This window comes from Empedobacter sp. UBA5924, assembly GCF_002431085.1.
Taxonomy (GTDB): Bacteria; Bacteroidota; Bacteroidia; order Flavobacteriales; family Weeksellaceae; genus Empedobacter; species Empedobacter falsenii_B.
Genome location: NZ_DJDM01000017.1, coordinates 204,722 through 221,838, shown reverse-complemented (window position 1 = coordinate 221,838; position 17,117 = coordinate 204,722). Strand labels below are relative to the sequence as shown.

Sequence of the window (17,117 nt, the reverse complement as noted above, 5' to 3'; positions counted from 1 at the left end):
AAACGCTCGAAAATTTGCAAATAAAATCAGTTTAGTGCACCAAATAGAGGTTTTTGTGCTTCTCAGTAAATGTCTTCTTAAGGCTATAAACTTTATGCTGATTGTTCTTTAAGATGTGTTTTCTAGAGTATTGATATTAGTCCTGCATCTGTTTATGATATTTATTTTTTGAAAGATATAAAATCTCAACTATCAGATTGAGTACTACTTGGTGATAGAGATTATTAGTTGCAAACAATTCAAATTTATTTATTTAGTGAAGTTCATATACGATTAGAATCACCAAAAAGATCGAATCAAAAAGATTACAAACCTCAGTTTTATTCATTCAAAAAGTATCGAAAAAGAATTGAAACGTTATTTTCTCAACTATGTGATCAGTTTATGATTAGACGAAATTATGCAAAGACTTTCGAAGGGTTTAAAACCAGAATTTTAGCTAAAATTACTGCACTTACTGTGGTTCAGTACATTAATAAAACATACTTTAATCGAAATATTAATAATCTAAAAACTCAAATTATTTAAAATGCACAACGGGTATAGTCTAAATTTAATCATACAAAAAAGCTCAGTTAATATTAACTGAGCTTTTTTATTATTTTTTATATTTTCTTCATAAAGAATATTATTCAATAATAATGATTTGATTAGAATTAGAAGAAACTTTATACAAAAAGTATTTGAGCATATTTTTTATTTCTTCCGTTTCTTTAATCGGAATTAAGATATTGTGAATCTTTTCTAACGTTTTTATTTGATGATGATATTCGTAATAACCATATCCTTTAAATTCTCCATTCTCAACTAAATAAAATGATTTTTCAATTCCTTTTCGTCCTTTATCAATAATCAAAAAAGTTTCGGAAGGATATTCAGTTGTTTTAATAAAACTTTGAATTCGTTCATTATAAACTTCTTTAGATTCCTCTTTTACACAAGCTCCATTGCATTTATTTACTTTATATTGGAAACAAGATTCATCAGATTTAATTCCCGCATTTACTTGTTGACAAAGATTATAATCATGAACGATTTTCTCTAAAACCTCTTTTGCACGTTCTTTAGTTTTAAATTTCAAAACAGGTTGTGTCTTTCTAACTTTCCCTATTTCTAATCTCGAATAACCACGTTTAGACTCCAAATAATACAATCCAAAAGGATAAACTTTATTCTCAACTAACTTTACGTTATACATTGGTTGATTATTCAAGACCTCGTTATTTTCTTTAATTGCAGCAAGAAAACCACTTCCAGTTTCTTCGAATTTTATAGAACGTGTATAACGTTTCAGCTTATTAGCTTTTAAAGTTTTTGATGTAAAAATTTGATTAATAGATCGTGCAATATTATTGCTTCGACAAATATAAATAAGTTGTTTTCGGCTATTGTATAAATAATAAACCCCGATAGAATTAGGTAAACCTTCAAGCAGTTTCTGATACTTAGAATGTGCTTTTTTAGGTTGTTTTAAACCTGTTTTCTTCGTGATTATTTTTTCCGAATCTTTATCTAACAATAATTTAAACAAAGAAATTGTCGCTCTTGCATCTCCAGAAGCCCTGTGTCTATCTGTCACTACAATTCCAAGCGATTCGCATAATTTTCCTAAAGAATATGAAGGTAATCCTGGAATCAATTTTTCGCTATATTCGAAAGTATCAATCCATTCTTTTTCGTAATTATATCCCAAACGATCGAACTCTTGTTTTAGCATTCTATAATCAAACATTACATTATGTCCAACTAAAATACAATCATCTGTAATCTCAACTATACGTTTTGCTACTTCGTGAAATTTAGGCGCTGTCAACACCATTTTATCTGAAATATGCGTTAACCTTTGTACATATTGATCAATCTTTTTTTCGGGATTAACTAATGATATAAACTGATCGACAATTTCTTTTCCATCATATTTATACACCGCAATCTCTATGATTGACTCTTCCCCCACTTTTCCGCCAGTCGCTTCTATATCTAAAATCGCGTACACGTGCTTATTTTTTTCCTTTTAAAAAATTAGTTAACATTTTCATTCCAAAATCCATCAATTTTCGAGTTGCAGTACGACTTACATCACGCACAACAGGATTATCTGTCCAATTTTTTTCTTTAGGAATACTTCTTGTTGAAGTTGCTTTTGGAACAGGTTTCTCTATATTTTTTTGTTGTTCTAATTTTTGTGATAAAATTTCATTTGCAGATTCACGATCAATATCTGTCGCATATTTTGTCACTAAATCTGAGTTTGAGGTAATCGTATCGATTTCATTTGAAGTCAAGATATCCATTCTCGAATTTGGCGCTCGCATATATGTATAAGCCAAAGGAGTTGGAATACCTTTTTCGTCTAAAGCAGTCACAAAAGCCTCTCCAATCCCTAATTGAGTGATTACTTCACTTGCTTTATAATAGGTAGTTGTCGGATAATTTTCGATAGCTTTTGTTATTTCTTTACGATCTTTCGCAGTAAAACCTCTTAACGCATGTTGAACTTTAAGACCTAATTGACTCAAAACTGCATCAGGAACATCTCCAGGAACTTGCGTTACAAAATATAATCCCACACCTTTTGATCGAATTAATTTTACCATTGTTTCAATTTGATTCAACAAAGCTTTCGTAGCTTCCTTAAAAATCAAATGTGCTTCATCAATAAAAATCACCAATTTCGGTTTATCAGAATCTCCAGATTCAGGGAATTGAGAATAAATTTTATTCAATAAACTCAACATAAAAGTTGAAAATAAATTAGGTTGATTTTGAATATCAATCAAACGAATAATATTTACAATTCCTTTTCCGTCTTTCGTTTTCAATAAATCCTGAACATCAAAACTTGGTTCTCCAAAAAACTTTGTTGCACCTTGCTGTTCTAATGCAACAATTTTGCGCAAAATAGCTCCCAAAGAAGCTGGCGCAATTGTTCCATAATTCGAATTTAATTCAGATTTTCCTTCATCAGAATCTGTCACATATTGCAAAACACGTCGAATATCCTCCAAATCAATCAAAGGTAAATTACGATCTTGACAATATTTGAATATAATTGAAATAATACTTTCTTGTGTTTCATTCAGTTCCAAAATTTTACTGAATAAAATTGGACCAAAATCACTTACAGTTGCACGAAGTTTTGCACCTGGTTCATCAGAAATAGACAAAAACTCGACAGGAGAAGCTTGCGGATCAAAAGGTAAATTAAGCGCCTCCATTCTTTCTTGCGCATTTTTATCTTCCGAATTTGCAGCAGCTCCAATTCCAGATAAGTCTCCTTTGATATCCATCAACAAAGTTGGAACACCTTTCAGAGAAAGTTGCTCGGCGATAATCTGCAAAGATTTTGTTTTCCCTGTTCCAGTTGCTCCACCAATCAATCCGTGACGATTCATTGTTTTTAATGCTACTGAAATTTCAACTTCTTCTACAATTTCGCCATCTAATTTGGCTTTGCCTAAAATTATTTTATCGTTTTTAAAAGAATAACGACTTTGTATCTCTTGAATAAAGCTTTCTTTCTGGTTCATTTTGATTGATTATTGAATAAATATAGAAAAAATTTATTCTGAAATTTTATATTTTACAGCTACTGGATAATGATCCGAGAATTTTTTTCGAATAACATGTGCCTCAATAGGTTTAAATAATTTAGAATGAAATAAATAATCAATTCTAATTGGAAATTTAAATCCATGAAAAGTTGTCGCATTTCCTTTTCCAACTTCTATATAAGAGTCGTGAAGATATTTTTTCAACTTCTCATATTCGTAAGAAACTGGAGTCGAATTAAGATCCGTTCCCAAAATAACTGGATGACGCGAAGATGTGATATATGGAATAATCGCTTCTAACTGTTTTTGATGTTTTTGCATTCCTTGCACCAATTTTAACTCAACTTTTCGACTCGAAATTTCGGCAGTTCGCGAATCATCAGACTGAATAATTTCTTTCACCATCGCTTTATCAATGTACATTGGCTCAAGATAAACATTAATCACACGAATCGTATCATTTCCCAAATCGATATCAGCATAAGCGGCAAGTCCATTCAATTCTTCATTATCATCAGGTGTTATTTTTTTTGTTTGAATAATAGGATATTTACTATAAATTGTCAATAAACCATAAAATTCTGAATAGTAATTTTTGAATTCTTTATTTTTTAGACTTTTCTGTTGACCTTCATACGCTTCTTGAAGCAGCATAATATCTGCCTTATTCTTAATCAAAAGTTCTTTTGTTCCTTCTTCTTTAAAACCATGTACATTATATGTCAATACAGATAAATCAGCTTTTTTATCTTTAACTTTATTGAATTGTACAATTGGATATGAAAGATAAATTGGGTAAAATAATCCGGCTGAAAGAACTAAAATTAACAAAAAGTGTCGCCAGCTAAACAGTAACCAATACAGTAAAAACATTGCTCCAAATGCAAATAATATTGGAAAACCAATCGAAATAAAGTTAAAATATGGAATTTCTGTAGGCGTAAAAATTTTATTTAAATAGACACAATAAGCCACTAACAAAAAAACGATATTAATTGTTAGTACTAAACGATTGAAATAATTTAGTTTAAACTTACTGATTATACTCATTTTACCTACCTTCTCTAAACAGAAAGTCTTTTTCTTCTTTGGACAAACTCTCGTAACCTGAACGAGAAATCTTATCTAAAATTACATCAATTTTCTTTTGTTTTTCAACTTTTTGATGATTAAAATCGTAATCATCTTTCGGAACATTTGATCGCGAAGAAGTTGAAGAAATATTTTTATATGTTTTGAAAGTTGATTTCTCTTTTTTCTTAAATAACTGCTCTATTTTGAAAATAAAGTTACCTAAAAAATCATTTCCTCTCTCAAATTGTTTCATATAAAGATAACCAAAAATAGCACCTCCCAAATGCGAAATACTTCCGCCTGCATTTTGATTAGCAATAATATTATACACATCGAATGCGATAAATACATAACCAACATACAACAATGGAAATGAAGTTGGAATCAACAACAAACGAACGGGCATTTTCGGATTATAAGAAATCATTGCAAAAAACACCGCATAAACCGCTGCCGAAGCACCAACTAATAAATGTGAATAATTGAATAAATTCTGAAACAATAAAAAGAAAATTCCACCAGCGATTCCTCCAAAAATATAGAATGTAACTAAATTTCGGTTCTGAAATTGTTGCAAAAACATTTGCCCAACGAAATACAACAAAACCATATTCATTATCAAATGAAAAAGATTGCCATGTAACCAAGAATATGTTAGGATTTGCCAAGGTCTTACAATCAAATCATCGAAAGATGACAAAGCAAACAAACCAGTTGTTGTAATCGTAGAATTTACTACCGTTCGAAGAACAAAATCAACAATTAACAATGTAAAAAACACCACAACGTTAACGTAAATTAATTTTGTTGCGCTATTTCCTGATGAATATTTTAATTTTAAATCGTCTAAGATATTATTTGCCATTTCTTAATTCCATCTATATAAATTCTTTTTCCAATGTCTTGTTAACAAGAAACCAATCAATCCACCTCCTAAATGCGCAAAATGTGCCACATTTCCGATGTTTTGATATCCCATATAAAACTCAATTAATACCATAATTGGAATAAAATATTTTGCTTTAATCGGAACAGGGAAAAAGATTAACATTAATTTTTCATCTGGATATAATACTGCGAATGCTAACAATAAACCATATATAGCTCCAGAAGCACCAACCATTGGTGTTACATAATTTGTCAAAAGTTCTGATGCAGCTTGGTTAGTTTGAATAATTGAATTGGTATGATACCCACCTTGCATATTCAATTTTGCAGCTTCATAAATTTGACTAAAACCTATTCCTTTCGCCTGAACTGCTTCTTTTAGCTGCTCTATTTGAAAGTAATTAACTGCATTAAACAATATAAAACCGCCTAAACCAGCTAACAAATAAAGCGTCAAGAATTTCTTTGGCCCAAAGGTTTGCTCTACAACAGAGCCAAACATCCACAACGCAAACATATTAAACAATATATGTGTAAAATCTGCATGCATAAACATATGCGTCAAAATTTGCCAAAATTTGAAGTTGGGGGACTCAGGATAAAAAGCACCTAAAATCACTCTCAAATCGATTTGCCTAGTCTGCATAAAAACAAAAGTCGCTAGAAAGAACAAACCGTTTATAATAAGTAAATTCTTTGTAATCGGTGGTATAGATTGTCTCATTCGTTTATTGTAATGTTTTTTTGATATCAGCCGTATTCATCTGCACAAAAATTGGGCGTCCGTATGGCGTATAATTCGGATTTGGTAGTCTTAACAATTCTTCAACCAAAGTTTGCATTTGTTCAGATTTTAATGAAACTCCTTTTTTAACAGCCGCATTTTTTGCTAAAATTTTTGCAAACGTATTTTCTAATTCAATTGATTCTTGGTATTCTAATTCCTCGATAAAATCCATAAAAACAGACACTACATCCTCTTGTTGCACATCAACAGGAATCGCATTAATCTGTATTGCTTCTTCATCCAACGAAATATCAAAACCAAAACTCAACAATTGATGCTCTACATTGATTAATTTCTGACGATCATTTGGCGAAAGTTCCAACTCAATCGGAAAAAGCATTTGTTGTACCAAAGCACTTCCATTATTTGAATGTATAAATTTTTCGAATAATATTTTTTGATGCGCGCGATGTTGATCGATGATTAACAATTCGCCACGATATTCAACAACCAAATATTGATTCATCCATTGAATTACTTCAAAACTATCATGAAAATCTTCAGATTCAAATAATTGATGCGCATGATTATTTTCGATTTCTAACTCAACAGCATCTTTATAAAAATCCATATTCGCACGAATATCAGACGGTTTCGGCGCTCTTGTTTGTTGATGCTCGAAAGGGTTAAAACTAGAATCAACCGTAATTTCTGGCATTTTAATTTCTGTATCTTCCGTCGCAGATGGAATAAATGCCCAGTTTGGATCTTGTTCAAAATCCAACGAAGGAATTACATTAAATTGTCCCAAAGCGTGTTTTACAGCAGCTCTAAGAATAGTAAAAATCAATGCTTCATCCTCAAATTTAATTTCTGTTTTAGTTGGATGAATGTTAATATCAATTTTTGACGGATCAATTTCTAAATACAAAAAATAAGAAGGACTATACCCCGTTGGCAACAAACTCTCAAAAGCATCTACGATTGCATTATGCAAATATCCACTACGAATAAAGCGATTATTCACAAAGAAAAATTGTTCGCCACGCGATTTTTTTGCAGCATCTGGTTTCCCCACAAAACCTTTCACTTTTACAATTTCTGTATCTTCTTCAACGGATATAATTTGTGAACTTAATTTTTTTCCAAAAATTTGAGCAATACGTTGTTTCAGATTTCCGGCTTTCAAATGATAAACCTCTGCATCATTGTGATGTAAAAAGAAACTAATGTTTTCGTGCGCCATCGAAACACGTTGAAACTCATCTTGAATATGACGAAATTCAACTTGATTTGATTTTAAGAAATTACGACGAGCAGGCACATTATAGAAAAGATTTTTTACCGAAATAGACGTTCCAGCTGGACAAACAACAGGATCTTGGTTGCGAACTTCTCCGCCTTCAATCACCAATTGCGAACCAACCTCATCCTCTTCTCGACGCGTTTTCGTTTCTACCTGTGCAACCGCAGCAATCGACGCCAAAGCCTCTCCACGAAAACCTTTTGTATGAATATTATAGATATCCTCTGTCTTTCTGATTTTTGAAGTTGCGTGACGTTCAAAAGCCATTCGAACATCTGTCACACTCATTCCCGAACCATTATCAATCACTTGAATCAAGCTTCTGCCAGCATCTTTTACAATTACCTGAATAGAAGTTGCACCAGAATCCACCGCATTTTCAATCAATTCTTTTATCACAGAAGCTGGTCGTTGTACAACTTCTCCTGCGGCAATTTGATTGGCTACATGATCTGGCAGTAATTGAATAATATCGTTCATCTTTTCGTATAAATTGATTTAATTTTGACTATTTTTTTAATCAAACTTTACAAATATACAAACAAATCTCTCTTTTGACCTTATTCTCTACAAGTGAAACTTATCAACAATTGTTGATGTTTTAAGTTTTAACTTTTGAATAATAAATTCATAATTTTCAGCAATAAAAAAGGTAGACAAATGCCTCTACCTATTTTTTTATATTTCATTGATATTGTTCTAATTCATCTTTTAAGTCCCTAGCGAATTCTTCTAAACTAACGACAAAACCAGTTTTATCTGTAGGAAAAACATTTATCAATAAATTATTTTCATCAATATAATAGAAAAGAGTTTCTTCGAAATCATCTAAAGTCAATTTCAATATTTTGCAATTTTCCCAACCATCATTTTTTGTTAATTCAGCAAATTCTTTCGCTGACCAAATTGGAAATATTTTTTTATCATTAATTATAGAAATAGCATAATTACCATCAGGAAAAATCATTATATAAGCAGTTTCCCCGTCAGCAATTTTTCGAATAAATATTGATAGCGCTCAAAATGATTTAACTTTAATATATTTTCCATTTCTTTTGGATGCATGTTAATTCTCTTTCAAAACAGCTTTCATTTCATCAAATTCTTTGTCAATTTCTTTATTAGGTTTTTGAGTCATTAACGAAACGACATAAATTGCGATAACCGAAGATAAAAACCCAGGTATCATTTCATACCAATCTTTGTAATCGTGATTTACATAAACCCAAGCTAAGACAACAATTCCTCCTGTTAACATACCTGCTAAAGCTCCTTGCCAAGAAGTTTTTTTCCAAAAAAGAGAGAAAACGATTACTGGTCCAAATGCAGATCCAAATCCTGCCCAAGCATTTCCAACTAAATTTAGAATAGAATCTTTTGGTGTTAATGACAACAACACCGCGATTAATGCTACAATTAAAACCGATAAACGACTTGCTGTTAATAACTGTTTTGGTGTTGCTTTTTTGTTCAAAAATGCTTTGTAAATATCTTCTGTTAACGAACTTGATGTTACTAATAATTGTGAAGAAATTGTACTCATTACAGCTGCTAAAATTGCTGATAATAAAAATCCACCAACTAATGGATGAAACAAAACACGTGAAAAATAAATAAAAATCGTTTCTGCTTCTGTTTTAGACCCATCAAATTTTAACATTGTTGTTTGATCAAATTTCATTAAATATGCGATACCAACTAAACCAACTAAAAGTGCTCCACCTACTGTAAAAATCATCCATGTAATTCCAATATCTTTAGCTTTCGCTAAATCTTTCGGGTTTCCAATCGCCATAAAACGTACTAAAATATGGGGCTGACCACAATATCCTAACCCCCAAGCCATCAAGGATAATATACTAACTGTTGTTGTACCTTTAAATAAATCTAAATATTTATCGCCTTTATCATTAATCAACGAAAAGGTTTCACCAACTCCACCAATTTCAGAAATTGCTACAATCGGAACAATAACCAAAGCCAAAACCATAATCGTCCCTTGTACGAAATCAGTTAAACTTACCGCTAAAAAACCACCTAAAAAAGTGTATAATACAACTACAAAACTTGTCATCCAAAGTCCAGTCATATAATCTAATCCAAAAGCAGATTCAAACAATTTGCCTCCAGAAACCATTCCAGCAGAAGTATATAATGTAAAAAATATTAAGATTAATATTGAAGAAACAATTCTTAATAAACGCGATTTATCTTTGAAACGATTTTCAAAAAATACGGGTAGTGTAATCGAATTTTGAGCGATTTCTGTATAGATTCGTAATCGTGGTGCGACAAAAATATAGTTCAAAAAACATCCTGTTGTCAATCCAATTGCAATCCAAGCACTCGACAAACCTGTAAAATACATTGCTCCAGGAACTCCCATTAACAACCAACCACTCATATCAGCAGCACCAGCAGAAAGCGCCGTTACAGCTGCTCCCATTTTCCTTCCTCCGATCAAAAAATCTTCTGAGTTACTTGTTGATTTTCGGTAAGAATAAATCCCGATTCCAATCATCAGAGCCATATATGCACCAATAGAAATGTATTCGTAAATGTTCATGTGTTTTAATTTTTGTCGAAAATATAATTTTTCATCCACAAAAATTGTACGAACTTTAAATTTCTAAACAAGAATCATGAATTTTCAACAAAATAATCTAAAATCAGCAACAAGTCCGTATTTGAAACAATACGAAAATAATCCTGTTTGGTGGCAAAGTTGGAATGACGAAGTTTTGAATCATGCAAAAAAAGTCAACAAACCTTTGCTTATTTCAATTGGATATTCGGCTTGTCATTGGTGTCACGTGATGGAACATCAATCTTTTGAAAACGATGAAGTCGCAAAAGTGATGAATGATAATTTTGTTTGCATTAAAATTGATCGTGAAGAACGTCCTGATTTAGATGCTTTATATATGAATGTTTCGCAATTAATTCATCAATCTGGAGGTTGGCCACTCAATGTTTTTGCTTTGCCAGATGGTCGTCCTTTTTATGGCGGAACTTATTTTCCGAAAGTTCAATGGATTGAACTCTTAGAAAATATCAATCATTTATATCATCAAAATCAAGCTAAAACAATGGAATACGTCAACTCTATTGCTGATGGTTTGAATAAAATGGAGGCGATCGAATTGAAATCTTCTTCAACTTTTTCAACAAATAAAATTGATGAAACATTTGAGTTTTGGCAACAACAATTTGATGATGAATGGGGAGGTTTTAATCGTGCACCAAAATTTATGTTACCAAATGCCTGGGAAACCATTTTGCGATATGGTACACAAACAAAAAATAAAAATTGTTTGATTCAAACAAAAATAACATTGGATAGAATGGCTTTTGGTGGAATTTACGACCAACTAAAAGGTGGTTTTTCGCGCTATTCAGTTGATCCATATTGGAAAGTTCCTCATTTCGAAAAAATGCTTTACGATAATGGGCAATTACTTTCGCTTTATTCAAATGCATATAAAGTTTTTGGAGAAGAAGAATATAAAACAGTTGTAGAAGAAACAATTAATTGGTTGAAAGATGAAATGCTTTCGCCTGAAAGTGTTTTTTATTCTGCTATTGATGCTGATTCTGAAGGTGAAGAAGGAAAATATTATGTTTGGAAATCGGATGAATTGAAAACAATTTTGAAAAATGATTTTGACTTATTTCAGCAATATTACAATGTTGATGAATTTGGAGAATGGGAACATGGTAATAATATTTTAATGCGATTGACAGATGACGAAGATTTTGCTACGAAGCAGAACATTAAAACAACAGAACTTCAAACCAAAATTTCTCAATGGAAAAAAATTCTTAATCCAATTCGTGAACAGCGCATAAAACCTCATCGCGACGAAAAAGTTTTAACTTCTTGGAATGCTTTAACCATAAAAAGTTTGTGTGATGCATTTATCACTTTTGAAAATGATGAATATCTTGATTTAGCAAAAAATGCAACCAATTTTATTTTAGAAAATCAATGGAATGGTGAAATTTTGTTCAGAAATTATAAAGACAACCAAACTACAATTCCCGGATTTTTGGATGATTATGCCTTAATGATTGAAGCGTTAATTAAGCTTTATGAAGTCACTTCGGAGATGCATTATTTAGAAACTGCCCAAACATTAACGGAAGAAACTTTTAATCAATTTTATAATCACAAGAATAAAATGTTTGCATACAAATCGCATTATGACACACCTTTGGTTAATGAAACATTTGAGATTTATGACAATGTTATTTCATCATCAAATTCGGTAATGGCAAATAATTTATTTAAATTAGGAAAAATTCTCAATCAAGAAAAATACATTGAACAAGCAAAACAAATGTTAACCAATATCGAAGAAAAAATTCACGATTATCCAACTGGTTTTGCAAATTGGATTCAATTATATCTAAATTTCGCTTATTCGTTCAAAGAAATTGTAATCGTTGGCGAAAATGCATTAAAATTCTCGAAACAAATTCAACAATGTTATGTCCCAAATGCAATTTTTGTTGCTTCAAAAACCGAGAATTTAGAAATCACTCAAAACCGATTCATCAAAAATAAAACTTCCATTCATATTTGCGAAAATTACACTTGTCAATTACCCGTTTATTCGGTTAAAGAAGCTTATAAAAATATTTAGAAATTTAAAAAACCATGGAAAAAACACGTTGCGCTTGGGTAAATAAAGACCAAGATTACATCGATTATCACGATAACGAATGGGGAAAACCTGTAAAAGATGATAAAATTTTATTCGAATTTTTGATTCTCGAATCTTTTCAAGCAGGATTAAGTTGGTTCACAATTCTGAAAAAGAGAGAAAATTTTAGAAAAGCTTTTGCTGATTTTAATGTAGAGAAAGTAGCCAAATTTGATGAAGCTAAAATTGATGAATTAGTCCAAAATGAAGGTATTATTCGTCATCGAGGAAAAATTTCGGCAGCAATTAATAATGCAAAATTGTTTATAGAAATTCAAAAAGAATTTGGCTCTTTTTCCGATTTTATATGGAAATACGTTGATTACAAACCGATTATAAATAATTGGAATTCGATAAAAGAAGTTCCTGCAACAACCGAAATTTCAGATCAAATTGCAAAAGATTTAAAAAAACGTGGCTTCAAATTCTTTGGTTCAACCACTATTTATGCACATATGCAGGCGACTGGAATGGTAAATGACCATACAACAGATTGTTTTTGTAAATAACAGCTCAATAAAATCATCTGAAATGTGCATCTTTGCGCAAACTTAGAAAAATGAAAATCGAACTAAAACATTGGATCATCCTTGGCGTTTTAGCGCTAACTTGGGGAAGCTCGTTTATTCTCATCAAGCAAGGATTGGTCGCATACACGCCATATCAAGTTGGAGCATTACGACTAACAATTGCAGGAGGAGTTTTGGCAATTTGGGGAATTCCAAGTCTATTTAAGATTCCGAAAAACAAATTAAAATACGTTGCATTGGCTGGTTTCTGCGGAAATTTCATTCCAATGTTTTTATTTCCAATGGCGCAAACACACGTTTCTAGTTCAACGGCTGGAATTTTAGATTCTTTAGTTCCATTATTTATTTTACTATTTGGAGCCTTATTTTTCAATATCAAAGGAACTAAAAATCAAGTTTTGGGAGCTATAATCGGATTTATTGGAGCTGTTTTATTAATTGGTGGCGATGGTTTTTCTGGCGAAAATAGTCTTTTACATTGTTTATTAATTGTATTAGCAACCGCGCTTTATGGAATGAATAGTTTAATCTTAACACGCTATCTAAACGACGTTCCATCATTTCAATTATCCTCGGCTCTATTCACAATTTGGTTATTACCTTCAATTTTCATTTTAATTATTTCAGGATTTTTTGATGTATTCGAAGGAACAGAACAACAATTAAAAAGTTTAGGTTTTGTTGCTATTTTAGGACTTTTAGGAACTGCTTTAGCGATGATACTATTCTACCGATTGATACAATCTACAGGTTCGATGTTTGCCTCAATGGTTACTTATTTAATGCCCGTAGTTTCTGTTTTTTGGGGATTTTTGGTTGGAGAAAAAATAATGTGGATCCATTTATTTGGATTCGGAATGATTTTATCAGGCGTTTATTTAACACAGAAAAAAGAAAAAAAAGTTGAAGTAATTTAGATTAAACATTACTTCAACAATAACTAAAAATCTCGTAAACCAAATGGTTTACGAGATTTTTTATTTTATATATTTTTTCAAATCTTTTGCTAATTCTTTTGTAAAAGCATCCGCACCTTTGTAATTCATGTGCGTTGTGTTGTAAAAGTATTTTTGATTAAAACTAATCGAATCAGTCGAATAATCTAATAACAGAAGATGATGCTTTTGTAATGTTGTTTGATAACGATTAATCACTTCTTCTCGATTCAACATATAATCTTGACCTTTATAAAATTCGGGTGCAATTGTAAAAATTAACTGAATATTTTCTTGTTCACATTTTGCAATTAATTCTTCTAACAAAGCATAATCTGAAAAGTCAAAATCAGAGTTTTTCTTTTTCATTTTTTCCCAATCAACATTCCATTTTCGGTTATATGATTTGAAACCATCATCACGAAAGAGTCCGTCTTTATGCAGTTTTTCTTTCTTCGCCCTTGCAATTTGATCTTTCCAATACGTTTGATCTCTATAACGATAAAGCGGCACAATAAAATCAACCAACTTTGTATCTTTATAATCTTTTAATGCACCATACAATTTAAAATTCCACAACATAAATGGCGCATATTGATTTGGTTGAAAAACTTCATCAATGTGTGAAAACGAAAACGTATCTAAATTCCAAACAACAATTTTCGGTTTTGGATTATGATTTAAATACAAATTGAAACGATACAATTGCATTTTAAATTTACTTCCGTTTAATCCAAAATTATGCGTTGTCAGTTTTAAATCTTGTTCTAAAATATTCGGATTAATTTGAATAAACGCCCTCGAAGAACCAAAAATAGCCAATTCAACATTCGTCGTTTTTCCTTCTCTTATTTGATTCCATTCTTGCACTTCTCCGCTAAACAAAGCCATTTTTTTGAGTTGATTCGAATAATAAACATCAACCAAAACCAATGCAATGAAAGCTGAAAATAGCGTTATGAAAAAGTATTTTAGAAATTTCATTTTCTCAACATTTCGATATGCGGAATATCGTCTTCTAAATATTCTTCCGAAACTTGCTCGAAGCCAAACGAAGAATAAAATTCTTTCAAATAAGATTGAGCAGAAATTCGGATTGAAGACGTTTTAAATTGATTTTCAATGATTTGAACCGAATTTTTCATCAATTGTTTCCCTAATCCATAACGACGAAACTTTTGATTCGAAATTACACGACCAATTGAAGGTTCGTTTTCGTATGAAGTTCCTTTCGGAACAATTCGAGAATACGCTGCAACCTCATCGCCAATCGTTGCCCAAAGATGTCCACAAACCAAATCCTTATCATCGCAATCTTGGTAAATACAATTTTGTTCAATCACAAAAACTTCGTTACGCAATTGCACTATTTTATATAGCTCTTTCGATGTTAAATCGTCAAAAGATTTATAATGCCAAATAACCTTTTCCATCTATTAATCTAATTTTGAATATTTTGCAATAATATTTTCGAACATTTTTTGAGGTAAAATATTTTTCAAGATTACCGAAAATTTCTGCATCGATTTTCCAATATAATAATGTGGTTTCAAATTCTTCTGAGCCAAAATATTTTCAATAATCGGAATCAAATCTTCTGTTGGCGTACCATCTTGCACTTCGTGATCGATATCAGCAACCATTGCATCATATCTTTTTTGATAAAATTTTGACACAAAAGTTTTCACACGACCTTCTGCAATATTGGTTTTGATATCTCCAAAATTCAACGTAGCAATTTCTACTCCTGTGTGACGATTTTCCAAACGAGCCGATTCAATCAAACGATCAATCATCGCCTTCGAAGCCGAATAATATCCTCTAAAAGGCAAACCATTGTTACTCGCAATCGACGAAACATTCAGGATATAACCGTTTTTTTGCGCGCGCATTGTAGGCAAAACTTCTTGCATTGTATAAATTGGACCATAGACGTTAACCTCCAATAATTTCTCGATATCAGCTTTCGAAGCATCTTCCACAGCGCCTAACATTCCAATTCCGGCATTGTTAATCAACACATCAATTTGGTTATTTGTTTCCGAAAAAATCTGCTGAAAACTACGTTTTACATTTTCTTTATCCGAAACATCTGTCGCAATATGTTTAAATTTTTCTTGACCTTTAGCTGTTCTTGATAAACCATAAACTTGATGTCCTTTATCGTGAAAATAATTTGCCAAAGTCAATCCTACCCCCGAAGAAGAACCTGTAATTACAATAACTTTTGATTGCATGATTCGATTAATTTAAACGCAAAACTACGTAATATCAGACAAATATTGGTAGATAAATAATTTTTTGAATGGTTACTAGAAGATTCTCTAAATTTGTGCGTTAATTATCAAAAGATTTCAATTGAATCCAAAAACTAAAAAATATATTATAACAGGAATTAAATTAACGATTAGTATTGCGTTAATCTATTATATCTTCTTTGTTAAACTACATATTTTTGATATTTTCAGTCATTACAAAAATGCGAATTGGGCGTATATTTTTATTGCTGTTATCCTTTATGTACTTTCGCAAGCATTGTCTGTTTTTCGTTTAGACTATTATTTTCGGGACATCAATCTTGATTTATCATATAAATCAAATGCACGTTTGTATTTTTTAGGAATGTTTTACAATACCTTTGTTCCAGGTGGAATTGGTGGAGATGCATACAAAGTTTATGTGTTGAATAAAAACTATAAAATCAGTCTAAAAGAAATTTCGCAAGCGGTTTTTCTTGACAAAATTATTGGACTTTGCGCAATGTTGTTAATCATCATTTTTCTAATATTTTTCTCAAATTTGACAGATTACCCTTGGATACAATATGGTTCTTTAATCTTTTCATTGGTTGGTTTTGTAGCTGTTCCATTTATTTTAGGAATCATTTTCCCTATTCATAAAAGAACTTTTTACAACTCGATGATTTATTCGATTGTATTACAATTGATACAAGTTGGTATGTTGTATTTTGTTTTGGAAGGATTGAATATTCATCCAGACAATTTCAGTATATATTTATTGATCTTTTTAGTATCAGGAATTTTATCGATTATCTCATTTAGTGGATTTGGAATAAGAGAAGCAGTGTTTATGTATGCTGCACATCGATTCAATTTTGATGAAACTTTAGCTACAAGTGCTGCATTTATTTTCTCTATCATCACCATTTCGATCTCATTTATTGGGATTATTTACCTATTTAAAGGCGTTAAAATTGAAGAAAAAAAGAAAAAGACGAATATTTCTTTTTAAAATCTAAAAAATTATTTCTTTGAAATGAAAAGAGTTAACTCCTAACATTAAATTTTATTTAATTTTTTTCATTTTAACTATTTGGATTATTCAAAAACAGCCCTATATTTGCAATCCAATTACGAAGGTCTCTTAGCTCAGTTGG

Annotated in this window: 15 protein-coding genes and 1 pseudogene; 5 read left to right on the top strand and 11 right to left on the bottom strand. The window is 31.1% G+C overall.

The features are described 5' to 3' along the window. Nucleotides 1–528, top strand: a pseudogene (locus B3792_RS04855) (IS982 family transposase); the annotation flags it as partial. A 100-nt stretch (nucleotides 529–628) separates the two neighbouring features. On the opposite strand, the gene B3792_RS04850 reads toward B3792_RS04855, so the two are convergent. From B3792_RS04850 to putP, 8 genes are all read right to left on the bottom strand, one after another. After that, nucleotides 629–1,996 carry an exonuclease domain-containing protein gene (locus tag B3792_RS04850; protein ID WP_280045288.1) on the bottom strand — a complete coding sequence of 456 codons (1,368 nt, stop codon included), beginning with the start codon at nucleotides 1,994–1,996 and terminating at the stop codon, nucleotides 629–631. A 4-nt stretch (nucleotides 1,997–2,000) separates the two neighbouring features. After that, nucleotides 2,001–3,530 (bottom strand): helicase HerA-like domain-containing protein, encoded by a 1,530-nt coding sequence (locus B3792_RS04845; protein ID WP_125348700.1) that lies wholly within the window; start codon nucleotides 3,528–3,530, stop codon nucleotides 2,001–2,003. 33 nt (nucleotides 3,531–3,563) lie between these two features. Beyond that, nucleotides 3,564–4,604, bottom strand: coding sequence for an endonuclease/exonuclease/phosphatase family protein (locus B3792_RS04840; protein WP_260509536.1), 1,041 nt, complete (start codon nucleotides 4,602–4,604; stop codon nucleotides 3,564–3,566). Between the two features lies 1 nt (nucleotide 4,605). Then, entirely contained in the window at nucleotides 4,606–5,493 is an 888-nt protein-coding gene (locus B3792_RS04835) for a rhomboid family intramembrane serine protease (RefSeq protein WP_221854224.1), read from the bottom strand. Nucleotides 5,494–5,496: 3 nt separating this feature from the next. Beyond that, nucleotides 5,497–6,162: a rhomboid family intramembrane serine protease gene (locus tag B3792_RS04830; protein ID WP_291047094.1), complete on the bottom strand. Its 666-nt coding sequence runs from the start codon at nucleotides 6,160–6,162 to the stop codon at nucleotides 5,497–5,499. Between the two features lie 82 nt (nucleotides 6,163–6,244). Further along, nucleotides 6,245–8,029, bottom strand: coding sequence for a DNA mismatch repair endonuclease MutL (gene mutL / locus B3792_RS04825; protein WP_221854222.1), 1,785 nt, complete (start codon nucleotides 8,027–8,029; stop codon nucleotides 6,245–6,247). 205 nt (nucleotides 8,030–8,234) lie between these two features. Further along, nucleotides 8,235–8,516 carry a DUF2750 domain-containing protein gene (locus B3792_RS04820; RefSeq protein ID WP_219033741.1) on the bottom strand — a complete coding sequence of 94 codons (282 nt, stop codon included), beginning with the start codon at nucleotides 8,514–8,516 and terminating at the stop codon, nucleotides 8,235–8,237. Nucleotides 8,517–8,615: 99 nt separating this feature from the next. Then, entirely contained in the window at nucleotides 8,616–10,115 is a 1,500-nt protein-coding gene (putP, locus tag B3792_RS04815; RefSeq protein WP_291069002.1) for a sodium/proline symporter PutP, read from the bottom strand. A 76-nt stretch (nucleotides 10,116–10,191) separates the two neighbouring features. On the opposite strand from putP, the gene B3792_RS04810 reads away from it, so the two are divergent. From B3792_RS04810 to B3792_RS04800, 3 genes are read left to right on the top strand one after another with little or no spacing between them, the layout of a single operon-like run. After that, complete coding sequence (locus B3792_RS04810) at nucleotides 10,192–12,195, top strand: thioredoxin domain-containing protein (RefSeq protein ID WP_291064732.1); 2,004 nt, start codon at nucleotides 10,192–10,194, stop codon at nucleotides 12,193–12,195. A gap of 14 nt (nucleotides 12,196–12,209) precedes the next feature. Further along, a complete protein-coding gene (locus B3792_RS04805) occupies nucleotides 12,210–12,764 on the top strand; it encodes a DNA-3-methyladenine glycosylase I (protein WP_125348686.1) in 555 nt (184 codons plus the stop codon). A gap of 50 nt (nucleotides 12,765–12,814) precedes the next feature. After that, nucleotides 12,815–13,702: a DMT family transporter gene (locus tag B3792_RS04800; protein ID WP_115001523.1), complete on the top strand. Its 888-nt coding sequence runs from the start codon at nucleotides 12,815–12,817 to the stop codon at nucleotides 13,700–13,702. 60 nt (nucleotides 13,703–13,762) lie between these two features. On the opposite strand, the gene B3792_RS04795 is transcribed toward B3792_RS04800, so the two are convergent. From B3792_RS04795 to B3792_RS04785, 3 genes are read right to left on the bottom strand one after another with little or no spacing between them, the layout of a single operon-like run. Beyond that, nucleotides 13,763–14,704 (bottom strand): hypothetical protein, encoded by a 942-nt coding sequence (locus tag B3792_RS04795; protein ID WP_291047098.1) that lies wholly within the window; start codon nucleotides 14,702–14,704, stop codon nucleotides 13,763–13,765. Further along, complete coding sequence (locus tag B3792_RS04790; RefSeq protein WP_286494699.1) at nucleotides 14,701–15,153, bottom strand: GNAT family N-acetyltransferase; 453 nt, start codon at nucleotides 15,151–15,153, stop codon at nucleotides 14,701–14,703. Before B3792_RS04790 ends, B3792_RS04795 begins: the two co-directional genes overlap by 4 nt. Before the next feature lie 3 nt (nucleotides 15,154–15,156). Beyond that, the gene (locus B3792_RS04785) at nucleotides 15,157–15,957 is read right to left on the bottom strand and encodes an SDR family NAD(P)-dependent oxidoreductase (RefSeq protein ID WP_125348676.1); all 801 of its coding nucleotides are present in this window, start codon (nucleotides 15,955–15,957) and stop codon (nucleotides 15,157–15,159) included. A 121-nt stretch (nucleotides 15,958–16,078) separates the two neighbouring features. Between B3792_RS04785 and B3792_RS04780 the strand changes: the two genes are divergently transcribed. Further along, nucleotides 16,079–16,972 carry a lysylphosphatidylglycerol synthase transmembrane domain-containing protein gene (locus B3792_RS04780; RefSeq protein ID WP_286494700.1) on the top strand — a complete coding sequence of 298 codons (894 nt, stop codon included), beginning with the start codon at nucleotides 16,079–16,081 and terminating at the stop codon, nucleotides 16,970–16,972. The last annotated feature ends 145 nt before the right edge of the window (nucleotides 16,973–17,117 follow it).